The 18,588-nt window shown below is 33.2% G+C and carries 19 protein-coding genes; 10 read left to right on the plus strand and 9 right to left on the minus strand.

Features of this window, described 5'->3' with window-relative positions:
• Positions 1–7: 7 nt before the first annotated feature.
• Together ACN0WY_RS04230 and ACN0WY_RS04235 are read left to right on the plus strand one after the other, a co-directional pair.
• Positions 8–1,357 carry an ATP-binding protein gene (locus tag ACN0WY_RS04230; RefSeq protein ID WP_417799657.1) on the plus strand — a complete coding sequence of 450 codons (1,350 nt, stop codon included), beginning with the start codon at positions 8–10 and terminating at the stop codon, positions 1,355–1,357.
• An 11-nt stretch (positions 1,358–1,368) separates the two neighbouring features.
• Entirely contained in the window at positions 1,369–2,190 is an 822-nt protein-coding gene (locus tag ACN0WY_RS04235; protein ID WP_330488498.1) for a hypothetical protein, read from the plus strand.
• A 4-nt stretch (positions 2,191–2,194) separates the two neighbouring features.
• On the opposite strand, the gene ACN0WY_RS04240 is transcribed toward ACN0WY_RS04235, so the two are convergent.
• Together ACN0WY_RS04240 and dnaE are read right to left on the minus strand one after the other, a co-directional pair.
• Positions 2,195–2,551 (minus strand): hypothetical protein, encoded by a 357-nt coding sequence (locus ACN0WY_RS04240; protein WP_330488497.1) that lies wholly within the window; start codon positions 2,549–2,551, stop codon positions 2,195–2,197.
• Between the two features lie 2 nt (positions 2,552–2,553).
• A complete protein-coding gene (dnaE, locus tag ACN0WY_RS04245; RefSeq protein WP_417799658.1) occupies positions 2,554–6,927 on the minus strand; it encodes a DNA polymerase III subunit alpha in 4,374 nt (1,457 codons plus the stop codon).
• Positions 6,928–7,167: 240 nt separating this feature from the next.
• Between dnaE and ACN0WY_RS04250 the strand changes: the two genes are divergently transcribed.
• The 3 genes from ACN0WY_RS04250 (at position 7,168) to rimM (ending at position 8,581) form a co-directional block, all read left to right on the plus strand.
• The gene (locus ACN0WY_RS04250) at positions 7,168–7,359 is read left to right on the plus strand and encodes a cold shock domain-containing protein (RefSeq protein ID WP_330488495.1); all 192 of its coding nucleotides are present in this window, start codon (positions 7,168–7,170) and stop codon (positions 7,357–7,359) included.
• Positions 7,360–7,532: 173 nt separating this feature from the next.
• The gene (locus ACN0WY_RS04255) at positions 7,533–8,036 is read left to right on the plus strand and encodes a 30S ribosomal protein S16 (protein ID WP_330488494.1); all 504 of its coding nucleotides are present in this window, start codon (positions 7,533–7,535) and stop codon (positions 8,034–8,036) included.
• A gap of 17 nt (positions 8,037–8,053) precedes the next feature.
• Positions 8,054–8,581: a ribosome maturation factor RimM gene (rimM, locus tag ACN0WY_RS04260; protein ID WP_330488569.1), complete on the plus strand. Its 528-nt coding sequence runs from the start codon at positions 8,054–8,056 to the stop codon at positions 8,579–8,581.
• On the opposite strand, the gene ACN0WY_RS04265 is transcribed toward rimM, so the two are convergent.
• Positions 8,578–9,081 carry a GNAT family N-acetyltransferase gene (locus tag ACN0WY_RS04265; protein ID WP_417799659.1) on the minus strand — a complete coding sequence of 168 codons (504 nt, stop codon included), beginning with the start codon at positions 9,079–9,081 and terminating at the stop codon, positions 8,578–8,580. The two genes, rimM and ACN0WY_RS04265, sit on opposite strands and share 4 nt — an antisense overlap.
• Before the next feature lie 51 nt (positions 9,082–9,132).
• Between ACN0WY_RS04265 and ACN0WY_RS04270 the strand changes: the two genes are divergently transcribed.
• Positions 9,133–9,723, plus strand: coding sequence for a PhnA domain-containing protein (locus ACN0WY_RS04270; protein ID WP_330488492.1), 591 nt, complete (start codon positions 9,133–9,135; stop codon positions 9,721–9,723).
• An 18-nt stretch (positions 9,724–9,741) separates the two neighbouring features.
• Positions 9,742–10,095, plus strand: coding sequence for a hypothetical protein (locus ACN0WY_RS04275; RefSeq protein WP_417799660.1), 354 nt, complete (start codon positions 9,742–9,744; stop codon positions 10,093–10,095).
• Positions 10,096–10,100: 5 nt separating this feature from the next.
• Here ACN0WY_RS04275 and ACN0WY_RS04280 read toward each other — a convergent pair whose 3' ends face one another.
• Both ACN0WY_RS04280 and ACN0WY_RS04285 read right to left on the minus strand, forming a co-directional pair.
• Entirely contained in the window at positions 10,101–11,156 is a 1,056-nt protein-coding gene (locus tag ACN0WY_RS04280; protein ID WP_330488490.1) for a nucleoid-associated protein, read from the minus strand.
• A gap of 33 nt (positions 11,157–11,189) precedes the next feature.
• The gene (locus ACN0WY_RS04285) at positions 11,190–11,789 is read right to left on the minus strand and encodes a ribonuclease HII (RefSeq protein ID WP_330488489.1); all 600 of its coding nucleotides are present in this window, start codon (positions 11,787–11,789) and stop codon (positions 11,190–11,192) included.
• Between the two features lie 70 nt (positions 11,790–11,859).
• Here ACN0WY_RS04285 and ACN0WY_RS04290 point away from each other — a divergent pair, with 70 nt between their 5' ends.
• Both ACN0WY_RS04290 and ACN0WY_RS04295 read left to right on the plus strand, forming a co-directional pair.
• Complete coding sequence (locus ACN0WY_RS04290; protein ID WP_417799661.1) at positions 11,860–13,809, plus strand: putative porin; 1,950 nt, start codon at positions 11,860–11,862, stop codon at positions 13,807–13,809.
• A 1-nt stretch (position 13,810) separates the two neighbouring features.
• Positions 13,811–14,047, plus strand: a complete 237-nt coding sequence (locus ACN0WY_RS04295; protein ID WP_417799662.1) for a hypothetical protein — start codon at positions 13,811–13,813, stop codon at positions 14,045–14,047.
• Here the strand turns inward: ACN0WY_RS04295 and ACN0WY_RS04300 are convergent.
• The 4 genes from ACN0WY_RS04300 to ACN0WY_RS04315 form a co-directional block, all read right to left on the minus strand.
• A complete protein-coding gene (locus ACN0WY_RS04300; protein ID WP_417799663.1) occupies positions 14,024–14,482 on the minus strand; it encodes a GNAT family N-acetyltransferase in 459 nt (152 codons plus the stop codon). The two genes, ACN0WY_RS04295 and ACN0WY_RS04300, sit on opposite strands and share 24 nt — an antisense overlap.
• A 36-nt stretch (positions 14,483–14,518) precedes the next feature.
• Complete coding sequence (gene nhaC / locus ACN0WY_RS04305) at positions 14,519–16,006, minus strand: Na+/H+ antiporter NhaC (protein ID WP_417799664.1); 1,488 nt, start codon at positions 16,004–16,006, stop codon at positions 14,519–14,521.
• A gap of 70 nt (positions 16,007–16,076) precedes the next feature.
• Positions 16,077–16,715, minus strand: coding sequence for a MarC family protein (locus ACN0WY_RS04310; RefSeq protein ID WP_330488484.1), 639 nt, complete (start codon positions 16,713–16,715; stop codon positions 16,077–16,079).
• A gap of 9 nt (positions 16,716–16,724) precedes the next feature.
• The gene (locus ACN0WY_RS04315; RefSeq protein WP_417799665.1) at positions 16,725–17,924 is read right to left on the minus strand and encodes an aminotransferase class I/II-fold pyridoxal phosphate-dependent enzyme; all 1,200 of its coding nucleotides are present in this window, start codon (positions 17,922–17,924) and stop codon (positions 16,725–16,727) included.
• Positions 17,925–18,087: 163 nt separating this feature from the next.
• On the opposite strand from ACN0WY_RS04315, the gene ACN0WY_RS04320 reads away from it, so the two are divergent.
• The gene (locus ACN0WY_RS04320; RefSeq protein WP_281980645.1) at positions 18,088–18,546 is read left to right on the plus strand and encodes an Lrp/AsnC family transcriptional regulator; all 459 of its coding nucleotides are present in this window, start codon (positions 18,088–18,090) and stop codon (positions 18,544–18,546) included.
• Positions 18,547–18,588: the final 42 nt, after the last annotated feature.

Below are 18,588 nucleotides of genomic sequence, written 5' to 3' on the forward strand. Positions count from 1 at the left end.
ACGTAGTATGGTAGTAATTGACAAAAAAATAAACTCATTAATTAATTTAGAGTTGATAAAGTATCTTGAAAATAGAGTAAGAGCAAGATTATTATATGAGTTGAGAGAAGAAGTAGTAGAGGTAATTGAACCAGAAATAGAGAAAGATGGAACTTTTTTATCTGACTTTATTATTAGAAATAAATTATCTAATTACGAGGTTATTTTACTGTTGTTAACACTAATACCTCATTTAGTGCCTAATTTTTATACCAAAATAATCGAAGAGTACATTCCGCAAGGAGGAGAGTTTCCTGAATTTGGCGGAGTAAAAGGAAAGTCTTATCGAGGTATTTTACCAACAGTAGAGACAGCACTGTATATATTGTCGGGGAATTATATAGTCAATAGGTTATTGAACAGAGCTTATATTCTTTATGAAAACAGATTGATAAAAAACAAAATAATCGTTGTTGAAAAAGTATCAGAAGGAGAACCTTTAACGTCTGCAAAATTAATTTTATCAGAAGAATATACACACTTGTTTTTAACAGGAGAAGAACTAAAACCACAATTAAGTCAAGACTTTCCAGCAAGTTTAATTACTACCAATTTAGCATGGGAAGATTTGGTATTGCAAGAAAAAACACTCAATGATGTCAAAGAAATAGAAAATTGGCTAGCGTACAAAGAAATACTAATGAACGACTGGGGTATGGCTTCAAAAATAAAACCAGGTTATCGTGTGTTGTTTTGTGGCCTCCCTGGAACGGGAAAAACGTTGACAGCAGGTTTACTAGGAAAACATACAGGGAAAGATGTTTATCGAGTAGATTTATCAATGGTAGTTTCGAAATATATAGGAGAAACAGAAAAAAACTTATCCAAACTATTTGATAAATCCATTAACAAAGATTGGATTTTATTTTTTGATGAAGCTGATGCTATCTTCGGAAAACGAACAGGTGTTCGTGATGCGCACGATAAATACGCGAACCAAGAAGTATCGTATTTATTACAAAGAATAGAAGCCCATCCGGGACTTATAATTTTAGCTTCCAATTTTAAAAATAATATTGATACGGCTTTTACACGACGCTTTAATAATATCATAGAATTCGAAACGCCAAACTATGATGAAAGATTGCTATTGTGGAAAAACAATTTACCTAAAAATGTTGAACTTGAAGAGTCAATTACGATAGAAGAATTAGCAAAAAAATTCAACCTCACAGGAGCAAACATCGTAAATGTAGTTCAATATGCGTGCTTAAAGACCATTGGAAGTAACGAAAATAAAATTTTAAGGCAGTATATTTTAGAAGGAGTTAAAAGAGAATATACAAAAGAAGGAAAAACAATTAATATTAAACTTTAAAAAGCGGAGTAATGAAATTAATTAATCAAATAAATGGTATCCCTTTACAGTATGCTAGATTAACCAATCATCCTTATGGAACTAGAGGAGAACAACGTAATTTTTCAATTGATGAAGATTTCTTAAGTATTCTAGAAAATGCACTTCAAGAAGTTTTCGAACATTGTCCTTTAGGAAGGCCAGAAGTAATTACCACTGCAGGAATTTTTGTTGAAAAGCCAGGGCAACACGGACACGGAAAAGCATTTGATTTAGATGCAATTTTTTGGAGCAATGAAAATCTAATTACAACTAATTTTATTCATCAAAAAGAGTTATATCTTGGAATAGAATCCTTTTTAAGAAAACACTTTGGTATTGTGTTAAATTATTATTACCCTAATCACAAAGATCATTGGCATGTCGATACCAGTGTACCTGTCGACTATAATGAGACCTCAAAATCAGAAACCCTGTATTTGCAGTTGGTTTTAAAGCATATTTATAAAGAAGAAATTTTAGTAGATGGAGTATGGGGACGCCAAACTTCTGGAGTAGTAAAAAAAGTTTTCGATAAACTAGGAATAGCCACACCCATTACAACAAAGACCAACTATTTAAATTTTCTAGAGGTAACGGGTAAAATAGCATTTAAGTTATATGAAGAACATACTTCTCCTAAACATTTGTTAAGTAACTTAGCAGAAGTAATTGAAGGGTTGCCGCAACAAAATAAAATAGCAGTAAGAGCGGCATTCAATAGCTTTTTAGATCATGGAGAAACAGCAACTTGGTTGAGTAATTTTGAAGAAATTCACAATTTGAATGCTATTATAGAAGAAATTATAACCTAAATTTTTATTTTGAAAACTGATGTTTAAACCACACTTTTTTCCAAACTCTCTTTAGAATTAAAAATGTAGTGTTTTCAGTATAGAAATCAATATCACTTGATTCAATATTTTGCAGATCTCTTTCAGAAACATCAATGCGATATAAAAGGTTAGTATAAGAATTAAAATCATGTAAAATTAACTCTTTTACTGACTTTTGGAGTTTTTCTTTTAACTCAGAAGGAGTATTATTTACAGAAAAATCTAAATCAATTCCAGTCAAACTTAAATCTTTGTTAAGTTGAATTATAAGTTGTTTATATAACTTTTGAGTAGCTATATTTGTTAATAAATCAATACTGTTTTGATAATTAGAGAGCATTTTTAATTCAATTTATAATTGATAAATTGTTCATCTAATGCTTTTAAAAACTCACTGGACACTTTAATTTTTGTTGTTCTACTAGGTAAACTCAGTTCTATTTTTTCTTCAGCATCCCAAATGGTAAAATATAAACTTTGTGAACCTTTGTTGGTCGCAAATAGGTGTTGTAGCTCTTTAATTGTATTTTCTTTTACTTCTTGTAGGGCGATTTTTATAGTGAGTTTTTTACACATTTTATCCATTATATCATGTAACAATAAAAACTCATTAAACCCAACTCTAGGTTCACCTTTAACACCTTCTTTAGTAGTCCATCCAGGTTTGATAGTAGTTTTGATAAATAAGAAAGAATTTGGAACCAAAAAGTGTTTAAACTTTAAGTAATCTTCACCAAAAATTCGGAATTCAAAACTATCGTTGTAGTCTTCCATAGTAAAAGCAGCCCATCCTTTTCCTGCTTTTGATACACGATGTTGTACATCGGTTACAATTCCGGCAAAAGAAAGTCCTAAACCTTCGTATTGAGCAATGTTTTTAAAATGCGCTAGGGTAGCGTTGCAGAACTTTAGTTCGTTTTTAAAATCATCAAGAGGATGTGCAGAAATATACATTCCTACGACTTCTTTTTCGCGGGCTAACAACTCCATAGTTCCCCAAGTTTCACACTCAGGAATCAAGGGTTCAGGTAAATCAACTTCTGAAGCTTCTCCAAACAAAGAAACCTGAGACGAATTCTGATTTTCTTGAAACTTATTTCCAAAGCGAATAGCCTTTTCTAAAAAAGTTTGCCCTTTTTCATCTTTTACATAATATTGAGCTCTATGGGCACCAGTAAAAGAATCAAAACCACCCGCTAATACTAATCCTTCAAAAGCCTTTTTGTTTGCAACACGTAAATCAACACGTTTGGCTACATCAAAAATAGAAGAGTAATGTCCGTTTTCTTTGCGTTCATCAATAATTGCTTTAACAGCAGAGCCTCCTACTCCTTTAATAGCTGCCATACCAAAACGAACAGCACCGTCTTTGTTTACTGAGAACTTTGCATACGATTCATTTACATCAGGACCCAATACTTCTAACCCCATGCGTTTACATTCCTCCATAAAAAACGAAACAGTTTTAATATCGTTCATGTTATTAGAAAGTACTGCTGCCATATATTCAGCAGGATAGTGGGCTTTTAAGTAAGCAGTTTGATAGGCAATCCAAGCATAACAAGTAGAGTGCGATTTGTTAAAGGCATAAGATGCAAAAGCTTCCCAGTCTTTCCAAATTTTTTCCAAGGCTTTTTCATCATGACCATTGGATTTTGCTTGATTTACAAACTTAGGTTTCATTTTAGCAAGCACTGCTGCTTGCTTTTTACCCATTGCTTTACGAAGTACATCGGCTTCACCTTTGGTAAAATCAGCTAACTTTTGCGAAAGTAACATTACTTGCTCCTGATATACAGTAATACCATAGGTTTCGGCTAAGTATTCTTCCATGGCAGGAAGGTCATACTGAATTTCTTCATCACCATGCTTTCTTCTAATAAAAGAAGGAATATATTCTAAAGGACCTGGGCGATACAGTGCGTTCATTGCAATTAAGTCGGCAAACACCGTAGGTTTTAATTCGCGCATGTATTTTTGCATCCCAGGAGATTCGTATTGGAATATTCCCACAGTTTCTCCGCGTTGGAAAAGAGCATAAGTTTCCTCATCATCAATAGGGAAGTTCTCTGGGTCGAGTTCTACCCCATGACGTGCTTTTACAATTTTTACCGTATCCTTAATTAGGGTTAGAGTTTTCAACCCCAAGAAATCCATTTTTAATAATCCAGCACTTTCTACTACCGAGTTGTCAAACTGAGTAACGTACATGTCAGAATCTTTCGCAACCGACACAGGTACGAATTTGGTAATATCATCAGGAGTAATAATCACCCCGCACGCATGAATTCCAGTGTTCCGAACCGAGCCTTCTAAAATTCGAGCTTTGTTAATGGTTTCGGCTTCTAGTCCATTACCATCAGCAATAGCTTTTAGCTCATTTACCATTTCAATTTCTTCAGAACGAAGCTTTTCTTTCAATCCTTTCTCGTCTAAAGAAAAGATCTTTTTCAACTTCATTCCTGGAATTAATTTGGCAATTCTATCTGCTTCAAATAGCGGTAAATCAAGTACACGAGCAGTATCACGTACAGATGACTTAGCAGCCATAGTACCGTAGGTAATAATTTGTGCTACTTGATTAGCACCATATTTTTCAATTACATAATCCATTACACGACTTCGACCTTCATCATCAAAATCAATATCAATATCGGGCATCGATACACGTTCAGGATTTAAGAAACGCTCAAAAAGTAAATCGTACTGAATAGGATCTATATTGGTAATCCATAAACAATAAGCAACAACAGAACCAGCAGCCGAACCCCGTCCTGGACCTACCGATACATCCATGTTTCGGGCTTCTCGAATAAAATCTTCTACAATCAAAAAATACCCTGGATATCCTGTTTTAGCAATTACATCAAGCTCAAAATCTAAACGTTCTCGGATTTTATCGGTAATTTCTCCATAACGCTTTTTGGCTCCTTCATAGGTTAAATGACGTAAGAAGTTATTTTCACCTCTTTTTCCTCCATCTTCAAGGTCTTTTTCATCTCTAAACTCTTCAGGAATGTCGAAAGCAGGTAATAATACATCACGTGCTAGGCCAAAAGGTTCTACCTTATCTACAATTTCTTGAATGTTAATGATTGCTTCAGGTAAATCAGCAAAGAGTTTTTTCATCTCTTCAGTAGATTTAAAATAGTATTCATCGTTAGGTAATCCATAACGATACCCTCTTCCTCTACCTTTAGGAGTTGCTTGTTTTTCACCGTCTTTTACACATAATAAAATATCATGGGCATTGGCATCTTCTTTGTCCAGGTAAAAAGTATTGTTTGTAGCAACAATTTTTACATCATGTTTTTTAGAAAATGAAAGGAGAGTTTCATTAACAATTCTTTCATCTTCCTGTCCATGGCGCATCAATTCGATGTATAAATCTTCTCCAAATTGTTCTTTCCACCAAAGCAAAGCTTCTTCTGCTTGAGCTTCACCTACATTTAATATTTTGCTAGGAACTTCACCATATAAATTCCCTGTCAATACAATTACGTCTTCTTTGTATTGTTCGATAATTTTTTTATCAATTCTTGGAACGTAGTAAAAACCGTCAACAAATGCAATAGAAGACATCTTTGCTAGGTTGTGGTATCCCTTTTTGTTTTTAGCAAGCAAAACAACTTGGTATCCGTTGTCTTTTTGGCTTTTATTCGTATGGTCTTCACAAATATTAAATTCACAACCTACAATAGGTTTTAAAATGCGTTGTGTTGGTTCTTCCCCTTTTTCTAAAGCTTCTTTGTTTGCTTCTTCAGCGGCTTTGTTATGACCTAATACAGCTTGTACAAAATGAAAAGCAGCCATCATGTTACCAGTATCGGTCATGGCAACGGCAGACATATTGTCTTTAGCAGCAGCATTTACAATATTACCAATTTGAATGGTAGATTGTAAAACAGAATATTGTGTATGGTTGTGTAAGTGAGCAAATTGAACCCCTTCAAGCTCTGCTAATCCTTCAGCAGTAGAAATTGTATTGGCCTCTTCTGTTTCTGAAGATTTTCTTTTGCGAATTTTCTCACTTTCCTTTTTTAGGTTTAAGTGTTTGAGTCCAATTACTTGTATCGGATTTGGATTAGCTTCTGTATAACGTTGAAAATAATCAGAAGAAACCCCTAATTGTTCTTCTGTATATTGACGTAGACGAATTAATTCTAAAAAACACCTTGTAGTCGCTTCTACATCGGCAGTTGCATTGTGAGCTTCTCCAAAACCAGTTCCGAATAAATGATTGTGTAATTCGGTAAGAGTTGGAAGTTTAAATTTTCCTCCACGACCACCAGGAATTTGACATAATTGTGCTGTATGTTCGGTACAAGTATCTAAAACAGGTAATTCTGTTAAATTATTTTCAACACCTAAACGATGAAATTCACAGCCCATAATGTTGACATCAAAGCCAACATTTTGACCTACAATGAACGTGGTTTTTTGTAATGCATTTTGGAATAGTTCTAAGCCTTCACGTAACTGAATTCCTTGTTCGATAGCTAAATCGGTTGAAATTCCGTGAATTCGCTCTGCATCATACGGAATATTAAATCCGTCAGGTTGAATTAAAAAATCGTTGTGTTCAATTAAGTTTCCTAATTCATCGTGTAATTGCCATGCGATTTGTATGGCTCTTGGCCAGTTATCGGTATCGGTTATTGGAGCGTTCCAACTTTTAGGTAATCCAGTAGTTTCGGTATCGAAAATTAAATACATGGGCAAAAAATTACGTTGAAGTGTCTTGGGTAAAACAAAGTGTAAAAATACGAAGAATTTGCATTGCTATTAAGAGAAGTTATTAACGAGTATTTTTGGTTGTGGTAAAGGCTTGAATAACTGGCTGTAATCAAAAAAGGGTGTTAAGTGTAAGTTAACTTTAAAAGAAATATGAAAAAAAAGTAGTTGATAATCAATTAATAAGATTACATTTGCACTTTAATATAATATTTTTTTACAATGAAAGAAGGAACAGTAAAGTTCTTCAATGAATCTAAAGGTTTTGGATTTATTATCGAATCAGGATCAAACACAGAACATTTTGTACACGTATCAGGTCTAATCGACGAGATTAGAGAAGGTGATACTGTTGAGTTTGAACTTAAAGAAGGAAAAAAAGGATTAAACGCAGTTAGCGTAAGAGTATTATAATATACCTTCACAATTTATTTTTTCTAAGCATCTGGATTCCAGATGCTTTTTTAGTTAAATAAAGAATGTTTTTTAAAGGTAGTTTGGAAAATATTTTCTAATTTTGCGCTCACTTATCACGAGATGGTAAGATTTGTTAATAATCAAGGTCGCGTACCTTAAAAATTAAAATTATGCCTGTAAAAATTAGATTACAAAGACACGGTAAAAAAGGAAAACCATTTTATTGGGTAGTAGCTGCTGATTCTAGAGCTAAAAGAGACGGTCGTTTCTTAGAAAAAATCGGAACTTATAACCCAAACACGAACCCTGCAACAATTGAATTAGATGTTGATGGAGCTGTAAAGTGGTTACAAAATGGTGCTCAACCAACAGATACTGCTAGAGCTATTTTGTCTTATAAAGGAGCTTTGTTAAAGAATCACTTAGCTGGTGGAGTAAAGAAAGGAGCTTTAACTGAAGAGCAAGCAGAAGCTAAATTCAATGCTTGGTTAGATGAAAAAACAACTAAAGTTGCTGGTAAAGCAGAAGGTTTAGTAAAAGCAGAGGCTGAAGCTAAAGCAAAAGCTTTAGAGGCTGAGAAAGCTGTAAATGAAGCGCGTATTGCCGCTGCAACTCCTGCTGTAGAAGATAGCGAGGATGCTGCTGCTGAATCAGGTGCTGATAGCGAAGAATAAAAAACTGTATTACGATGATGCAAAAAGAAGATTGCTTTTATCTTGGCAAAATCGTTAAAAAACATAGTTTTAAGGGGGAGGTAGTTATTAAGTTAGATACCGATGAACCCGATCTTTACGAAAATTTGGAATCAGTTTTTGTCGATTTAGGCAATAACCTGATTCCTTTTTTTATTGAGAAATCTACCCTCAGTAAAGGTACTATGTTTCGAGTAAAGTTTGAAGACGTAGATACCGAAGCAGATGCAGAGGCTATTTTACGTTCAGGTGTTTACTTGCCTTTAGAGTTGCTTCCAAAACTTTCGGGAAACAAATTTTATTATCATGAAGTAATAGGCTTTAAGGTAATAGATGCTTCTTTTGGCGAAGTGGGAGAAGTGGTGAGTATTAACGATTCTTCTGCACAACCTTTATTTGAGGTTGACAGAGGAGGGAAAGAAGTTTTTATACCTATGATTGATGACTTTATCAAAAAGGTAGACAGAGATACTAAAACTATTGAGGTCGAAACACCAGAAGGGTTAATTGATTTGTATTTGGATTAGAAAATATATTCAAAGACACAATCTTTTCCATTTTCAAAAACTTGTTGCATTCCTACAAACTCAAAGCCTAGATTCTTTAACAACTTTTGAGATTTTTCGTTCTTGGGCATAGTTAAAGCCATTACTTTCTCTTGCTTAAAGGTAGTACGAACATATTCTATAATTAGTTTTGTGGCTTCTGTTGCATATCCTTTTCCTCTTCCTTCGGGTAAAAATGCGTACCCAATATCAATAAAATCTAACGTGTCTCTTTGAAGTGCAGTTGAGGCTCCAATAGGTTTGTTGGTTTCTTTTAAAATAACCGTAAAAAAACCAAGCCCTCCTAGTTTTGAGTTTTTAAACAAGATGTCCTTTAGGTAAATACGAGTCTCTTCAATAGATTTTAAATTTTTATCTCCTATAAATTGAATCCAATCTGGATCATTAAATAGTTGAAAGTAAAAAGGGGCATCGCTCACCAGAGCCTCCTTAATAATTAAACGTTCGCTTTCTAATAACATAGCCTAAATATAAATTAAAAATGTACTTTTGCGAAGCAAAAAAAGAATAAAATGAGTTTATTACAAGAATTACAAGATAGAAGCGGAAATCAATGTGAGTTATGTGCATCAAAAAATGATTTGTCAATTTATGAAGTACCACCAATTTCAACAGGAGGAGTTGATGGGAGTTTGTTGGCTTGTGCTACTTGTGTTGAGCAGATTGAAGATGTTGATAAAACAGATGCTAATCACTGGCGTTGTTTAAACGATAGTATGTGGAGTGAGTTCAGAGCCGTGAAAGTTGTGGCTTGGAGAATGTTACATCGTGTTAAAAAAGATGGGTGGTCACAAGATTTGTTAGATATGATGTATTTAGAGGATGAGGAATTGCGTTTTGCTGAAGCTACAGGTGAACATTTAGATGAAAGTGAAAAAATAATTCATAGAGATGTGAATGGAACAGTTTTACAAGCAGGAGATAATGTGGTGTTGATTAAAGATTTAAAAGTAAAAGGTTCTAGCATGGTAGCAAAGCAAGGAACTGCTGTGCGTAGAATTTCGTTAGATCCTGAAAATGCTAAATATATTGAAGGAAAAGTAGGAGCTACTCAAATCGTAATTATTACCGATTATGTAAAGAAAATGGCTGAAAAAGAATAGGTTTATATTTAGAATATAATGTCTGCTAAATATTATAAAGAAAAACATTTACAAGCAACAAGGTATAAGATAGAGAACGTTATCAGACAGCAAGACTTTTTGTTAAGACACAAATGGAAAGTAATTGCTGCTGGTATTGTTTTTAGCTTTTGGGCCCCAACTTATGGTGTGGGGCATTCTTTTTCTAATAAAAAATCAATGCTACAAAAAACAGAATATAATTATTTAAAGTTAGTAATGCTTTGCGCAACTATTTATATGATTTTCTGCATTCTTTATCATTTTTCTAGCAGGTATCAGGATAAGAAAAGACTAAAAGAATTGAAAGAGTTAGAAAAAAGATTGGAAAAAGAAATTTCGGAGTTAAACTAACTTTTTTATTTCTCAGTATTATAATATACTTTATAAAACTTCATTTTCTTATCTTCATCGTATCCTTGTTCTAAATATTCAGCAGAGGCATCAGGAGCATCAACATCAATTTTAATTTGAATATTGGTGTCTAATTTAATTTCAGTTTTAAACTTGCTTTTTTCCTTCTTTAAAACAACATCAGATACTTCAAAATTATTACGAATTAGTACATCGTTTAATTTTTCAAAGTGCTGCTTGTAATCTTCAAAAAGATCTTTATGCTTGTCTTCTTCAAAAATTTCATCTTTGAAGCCATGATAATCTACACTTTCATGCTCTTTAAAATAATCAACAGTATTGGCTAAGAAATTACTTTGTTCTTGTTTTCCAAATTCAGGTTTTATAACCTCTTCAGAAAACTCCTTGCACATTTCTAAGTAATTCTGAGTATGCAAGTTACGATCGTCAGCATATTTAACACTTAAGAAGTTTTTAATCCAGTATTGCGCATCGTATTGGTTGTTATCTACCGATAAAACGACAGTTCCTTCTGCATCAGTAGCGTTTAAAATTAAACAACCTTTATCTAACCTCTTGGTTGAAATTCCTTTTTGAACTACTACATCAAAACTGTCATCATCTAAATAGGTTTGAAAGAAGTCTACCTTACTTTCAATTTTAAAAACCCCAACAGCTTCAGTTAAAACATCTTTATACTCGATACCTTCAAAATAAGCTACAATTACATCGCCTGTTTTTATATTGGCTGAGTTCGATTGTTCGTATAAATGATTAACAATGTTTTTAGAGTGTTCAATAAAAACGTTGTTACTATCATCTTCAAAAATATCTGAAGTGTACTTATTAATTTCGTTTAAACGAACATCTGCATGATGACTAAAACGATAGCTTTGTGTAACTGAACCGAAAGGTTTTAGTAAAAAAGGAAGTAATAATTCGTAACTTTCTTCATCAAAGCGGACTAAACTTTCAGAAAAGGCATTTTGTCCACTATTATACTTGTTAGCTACTTTGTGGATAATACACTTATTAATTTCGGTACGAGTTCTTTTAATCATCTTCTAAAAAATTGGAAGACAAAAATAGAAAAATTAAAGTTTCAATTTTAATTGTTCAGGTAACAATTTAAATGATTTTCGATGATAAAGGGTTGCTCCAAATTGACGAATAGCTTCGCGGTGTTCTTTTGTAGGATAGCCTTTGTTTTTATGCCAGTTATACTGAGGGAATTCCTGATGAATTTTTTCCATATACTCATCACGATAGGTTTTGGCAAGTACAGAAGCTGCTGCTATACTCATAAATTTAGCGTCCCCTTTTACAATGGTTTGATGTGGAGTTTCTTGATAGGGTTTGAATTTGTTCCCGTCAACAATAATAAATTCTGGTTGAATAGTTAATTGTTTTATCGAACGATGCATTCCAGTAATAGATGCTTGTAAAACGTTGAGTTCATCAACTTCTTCTTGATGGATAAATGAAACTCCATAAGCAAGTGCGTGTTCTTCAATATAAGGACGAAGATGTTGTCGTTTTTTTTCTGAAAGCTGTTTAGAATCATTTAATAATTCATGGCGAAAATTACTAGGTAAAATAACTGCTGCAGCTACTACAGGACCAGATAAACAACCTCTACCAGCTTCATCTGTTCCTGCTTCAAATTCATAGCCACTATAATTTAATTGCAACATGCTACAAATTAACAGATTTCAAAGAAATTAATCGTGATTTTTGTCGTTAAATTATTTTACTTTTGCTGTTATGAAGAAAAATCTTTTAGTACTTTTTTGTTTGATAAGTGTCCAAGTACTTTTTTCTCAAATTAGAAATGTTGATGGGAGTTTTGGTAAAATTCCTAGAAGAGGGATAGACTCACTACCAGATAATGAAATAAATGTAAAGCTTAGTGGGAAAACTAAGTATACCGATTATAAAATTATATCGCATAAAAACGATACTACAATTGTAGATACGACATTGACTATTCTGAAAGAGTATGCATTCAACTTTTTAAGAAAAGATAATTTCGAATTGCTAGCTTTTCATAATCAAGGACAAACTTTTAACAATTTAGGATATGATTTTACGGCCATTTCTCAATTTCCTGATATAGGTTTTAGAGCTAAAATGTTCAATTATTTTAATATTGAAGATGTAAATTATTATCACGTACCTACCCCAACAACAGAAATCATGTATCGAACAGGGTTAGAACAAGGTCAGGTATTAGATGCACTTTTTACAACAAACTTTTCCAAACGATTTAATCTTGCCATAGCTTATAAAGGACTTCGTTCGTTGGGAACATATAGGCGCTCTTTAGCTAGTACAGGTAATTTTAGAGTAAGTTTTAGTTACGAGACTCCTAAAGGACAATATGCAATTAGAGGGCATGCTGTAAATCAAGATTTTTTCAATCAAGAAAATGGAGGGTTAACAGAAACTTCTTTAGAGGGGTTCATAACAGACGATCCTAATTTTAGTGGGAATAGAGGTAGGATGGATGTGAACTTGAATAATGCTGAGAGTACTTTAGATGCTAAGAGGTTGTATTTTGAACATACTTTTAAACTACTTTCCTCAAAAGACAGTGTGAATCAAAAAGACTTTACGAATTTAAAATTAGGACATTCATTTACCAGAGATTCTAAGTTTTATCGATTTAACGAAGGTACAGTATCAGGTATGTTTGGAAGTGCAAATATTTCAAGCAGCATAAATAACAAGACTATTTATTTGTTATACAATAATCAGTTCTTTTTAGATTTTAATTCAAAATATGTATTAGGTAAATTTCGTGTAAAAGCAGAATTATCAAATTATACATATGGATATGAAAACTTACAGAATAATACGGTTGGAATTACAAAGAATAAGCTGAAAGGGGATGCAATTTCTTTTGGAGCTGATTGGAATGGAAGAATTGGAAACTTCCATGTAAATGCTTCTGGAAGTCTTACACCTGGAAGCGGACGTTTATCTGGAAATAGCCTTTCTGGAGAAGCTTTTTATAAGAAAGATAGCGTACTTACTGTAAAGGGTAGGGTAGGAATAAGTAACAAATCGCCCAACTTTAATTTTTTATTGCATCAAAGTAGTTACGATGATTATAATTGGGAGAATAATTTTTCTCAAATAGGAACACGTACATTGGGAGGAGTTATTGAGTCTAAATGGGGAAATGTCTCGCTAGATATTACGAATATTAGTAATTATACATATTTTAATAAAGAGAGCAAACCGGAACAATTTTCTGGAGATGTTAATTATTTAAAAGCAAAAGCCTCTAAAGAGTTTACTTTCGGAAAGTTTGCTTTAAACAATACTTTAATGTATCAAAAAGTAGCAAGTGGTAACAGTGTTTTTAGGGTTCCAGAATTGGTTACTCGTAACACACTTTATTATACTGATGAATGGTTTAAAGGAAAACCTTTGTTAGTGCAAATAGGAGCTACATTTAAGTATTTTTCAGAATATAAAGCGAATGCGTATAATCCGTTGTTAGCAGAATTTACTTTACAAAACGATACGGAAATTGGATATCCAACGGTTGATTTATTTTTTAATGCAAGGGTTCGTAGAACTCGAATTTATTTTAAAGCAGACAACATAAGTTCTTTTGTGTTAAAAAAGAATTATTTTTCGGCACCAAATTATCCGTATAGAGATTTCGTAATTCGTTTTGGGGTGGTGTGGAACTGGTTTATATAAAATGAAAGAAAAGTTACGACAAAATTGGAAGTTGTTTTTAATAGCAAGTTTAACTTTAGGGTTAGCACCTTTTAAACCCCCTCATATTGTAGGCAAGTTACAATGGATAGTAGGAGGAAACGCTTTTTCAGGAGAGCAGGCTATGCAATTTATGGATTGGTTTGATGTGTTTTTGCATGGAACTCCTTGGGCACTTTTAATAGTGTCAACTTTATTACATGTTTTCAGGAAAATATAGCTCCATTTCAGATAAAAAACGTCCTTTAATACTACTTTCTCGTTTACCAATTATTTCAAAACCATGTTTTAAATAAAAAGCATCCGAATTGGGGTCTGATAAAACATTTAAAACAGCGCAAGAACTACTTATACAAGATTTTTTTGCATGTTCCAGTAGTTTAGAACCAATCCCTTGGTTGATAAACTTGGGAGTGACAAATAAAAAATCTAAAAAACCTGTTCTAATATTAGCTCGGTATAAAACGTAAAAACCAGCTGTAATATCGTTAACTTGAAATTTATAAATAGTACAATCGGCAAATATTTTAGGGGTGACCGTTAGGTCGTCTTTCCAAAGTTCCATTTGCTCTTTAGAGTATCTCCAGTGTGCTTTTGAACTTATGGCAATTTCAGTTAATAAGTTAGCGTCTTGTATGTTGGCTTTAATTATCATAAAAAAGAACCTCACGAAAGGTGAGGTTTATAAATGTTATTCTTTAGAAGCTAGTTGTTTTATTTTAATTTTAAATGCGGCAAATAGTAATGTTGTAAAAGGACTTAGCCAATTAAACATGGCATACAAAGCATAATCTATAACAGGTACACCTAAAACGCCAGAGTGATAGGCTCCACAGGTATTCCAAGGAATTAAAACAGAGGTAACAGTACCAGAATCTTCTAAGGTTCTACTTAAGTTTTCAGGAGCTAAGCCTTTGTCTTTATAAGCTTGTGCGTACATTTTTCCAGGGACAACAATTGCTAAATATTGATCAGAAGCGGTAAAGTTTAAACCAATGCAAGTGGCAACAGTACTGGCAAATAATCCAAATACTGAATCAAATAAACTTAACATAAAACTGCTAATTTTAGCTAAGGCTCCGATAGCGTCCATAACCCCACCAAAAACCATTGCTAATAAAATTAACCAAACTGTTCCAAGCATTTTTTTCATTCCACCAGCGGTGAATAAATCTTTTAATACTTCGTTATCCGTAGCTACTGAAGTCTCAACAGTTATGGCTTGCATTATTCCTTTGTAGGCAGACTCGAAATTTAATTTTTCAACTCCTGAAACTTGCGCAACAACATGAGGTTGAAAAATCAAAGCGAAAGCACCACCTAGTATGGTTCCAGCTAAAAGGGCTATCAAAGGAGGTGTTTTTTTAATAATTAAAACGACAACTAATACTGGCACAAGAAACAACCATGGAGTTATAGTAAAAGCCTTGTTAATATCGCCAAGCATTTGTTGAGTATTAGCATCACCAGTGGTTGTTTGGGTAAACCCTAAAATGATAAAAAAGATAATGGTTATTATAAATGTAGGAACAGTAGTGTAAGCCATGTATCTTATGTGTGTAAACAAATCTGTTCCAGCCATGGCAGGAGCTAAGTTTGTAGTGTCTGACATTGGAGACATCTTATCTCCAAAATAAGCACCAGATAAAACAGCCCCAGCAGTCATTCCTAAAGAAATACCTAAAGCTTCACCAATACCAATAAGGGCGATTCCCACAGTTGCAGAGGTTGTCCAAGAACTCCCAGTAGCAACAGATATAACAGCACAGATGATTAAACATGCTACTAAAAAGATAGTCGGATTTAAAATTTGAAGCCCGTAATAAATCATTGAAGGAATAATACCACTAACAAGCCATGTTCCTGCAAGCGCACCAACCATTAACAAAATTAAAATAGCACCTGCGGTAGATTTTATGTTTTCAGCAACCTCTTCAATCATTCGTTCATAAGAAACCTTGTTTTTAAAACCTACAATAGCAGCAACAGCTCCACCTAATAATAAAATAAACTGATTGCTTCCACTTAAAGCATCGTCTCCAAATACGTATACATTATAAGCAAGCATACCAATTAGGGCAAAAACAGGAATCAAAGCTTCCCATATGCTTAATTCTTTATTTTGAATTATTTTTTGATTCTCTATTTCAATTTCAGATAGGTTTTTGTCGTCTTGCATGTATGATATTTTTTCGGCTTGTAATGTTACGACTTTGTATAGAATTATACAAATGTAATCAGTTGAGAATCTAGTTGCTGTTTAATATATCAAGTATAATAGGTTTAAGTCCACTAAAGAAGAATTCAACCGCAATTACCATAACTATCAGTCCCATTAACCTCATCATAACGTTTATACCAGTTTGACCTAATATTTTAATGATTTTAGATGAGCTATATAAAATTAGGTATGTTACTACGATTACTAGAAAAGTAGCAACGATTAATACTAGTTTCATTTCAAGAGAATTAGCATCTTCCATCATTACTATAGCATTGGTTAAGGCACCTGGACCACAAATCATTGGTATTGCTAATGGAGTAACAGAAATATCGTTAACGTATGTTTTAACTTCTGAGCTACTTAATTTTACTTTTCCTAATCTTGCTTGAAGCATATCCATACCCATTAGAAAAAAGATTACACCACCAACAACTCTAAAGCTATTTACTGAGATTCCAAAAAAGTTAAATAGCAATTGACCAGAGAATGCAAAAATTAAGATAGTTATAAAACTAACTATAGAGGCTTTTTTTGCAGTTTGATTTCTGCTCTCTTTGTCTAAATCAGCAGTCATCGTCATAAAAATAGGCATGGTACCTAAAGGGTTGATGAGTGTAAAAAACGAAGTAAAAGACAAAACTCCAAAAGTGATTATTTCGTTCATAGTTCTAAATTATAGTATACCTATTTCTTTCATACAGGCATTCATCATTTGGTAAGTGCGTTCTATATCGTTGTCTAATCCAATAGAAAAACGAATCAATCCGTCTGTTAATCCCATTTCTTTTTGTTCATCTAAAGGAATTTCTGATGAAGTAGAGGTGCCTGGTGCAGAGAACAAGGTTTTGTAAAAACCTAAACTTACAGCTAAATACCCCAAGTTTCTTTCTTGCATTAACTCCATTAAAGCATTGGCTTTATCTAATGAACCAGCATCGATGGTTAGCATTCCTCCAAAACCGTATTCTTTGTTCATCATGGATTTAAAAACTTCGTGTGATGGGTGTGATTTTAACCCTGGGTATACCGTTTTTAATCCGTCAGCTTCAAATTTTTCAGCTAAGTAACTCGCGTTTTTACTGTGTTGCTTTACTCGAATGTGCAAGGTTCTCATGTTTTTTAAGATGGAAGCAGCTCGCATAGAGTCCATAGATGCACCTAACAACATGCTTGCACCATCAATTACACTTTTTTGAGAGTTGATAAAATCGGTAGTTCCACAAATAACACCTCCCATCGTATCGGAAGAACCATTGACAAATTTTGTTAAACTATGAATAACAATATCAGCACCTAATTGAGCAGGGGAAATAGATAAAGGAGAAAATGTATTGTCTACAACTAACTGTAAGTTATGTTTTTTAGCTAATACAGATAAGGCTTTGATATCGGCAACTTCTAACAATGGGTTGCTAACGGTTTCACAGTAAATCATTTTAGTTTTCTTAGTAATAGCTGCTTCTACTACAGCTAACTTTGTAATATCAACGAAAGAAGTTTCAATACCTATTCGAGGGGTAAAATTCTTTAAAAAAGCATAGGTTCCTCCATAAATAGTTCTACTGGAAACAATATGGTCTCCTGCTTCGCAAATTTGTAAGATGGTAGGAGTGATGGCTCCCATACCAGTAGCGGAAACATTGGCAGTCTCAGTACCTTCCATAGCGGCTAAAGCTTCAGATAGATATAAGTTTGAAGGAGAGGAGTGGCGAGAGTATAAATAACAGCCATCTGTATTTCCCTCAAAAGTATCAAACATGGTTTTAGCAGATAAGAATGTATAAGTAGAGGAGTCTGATATAGATGGGTTTACACCACCGAATTCTCCAAAGTATTGTAGGTCTTGTATGTTGTTTGCAGGTTTAAATTTCATCTTGATTAAGGTTAATTATTAGTAGACTACTAAAATCAACTTTAATTGTTTAAAAATCAATATAAAGTGCTTTGTGTAGAAAATTATACTAATTTTGTGTTTATATTTAGTTTTTTATTAATTCCCAAAAGGATAGTCATAATAAACACAGATTTTTTTTCAGATGAAGTTAGATCATATAGATAAGAAGTTATTAGGGTTGCTTCAAGCAGATAGTAAACAAACCACAAAACAATTGTCATTACAGTTGGGGCTTTCGGTAACAGCAGTTTATGAACGAATAAAAAAGTTAGAAAAAGAAAAAGTAATTACACAATATGTAGCGGTAGTTAATAAGAATAAAATTGAAAAATCGTTTTTAGTTTTCTGTCATGTTCAGTTAGAGCGGCATAATAAAGATCATATAGCAGTTTTTGAAAAAGAGGTTGATAAATTAGAAGAGGTAACTGAGTGTTTTCACGTAAGTGGAGATTATGATTATATTTTAAAGGTTTACGTAAAGGATATGGATGCTTATCGAGATTTTATAGTAAATAAACTTACAGCATTAAAATATGTTGGTAATACTAGAAGTATTTTTACAATAGGCGAAGTTAAAAACGCTATAGCAATAGCTTTATAAAAAAAAACGAGTACTTAAGTACTCGTTTTTTCTATTTCAATA

Source organism: Tenacibaculum sp. (genome assembly GCF_048269885.1).
Lineage (GTDB): Bacteria > Bacteroidota > Bacteroidia > Flavobacteriales > Flavobacteriaceae > Polaribacter.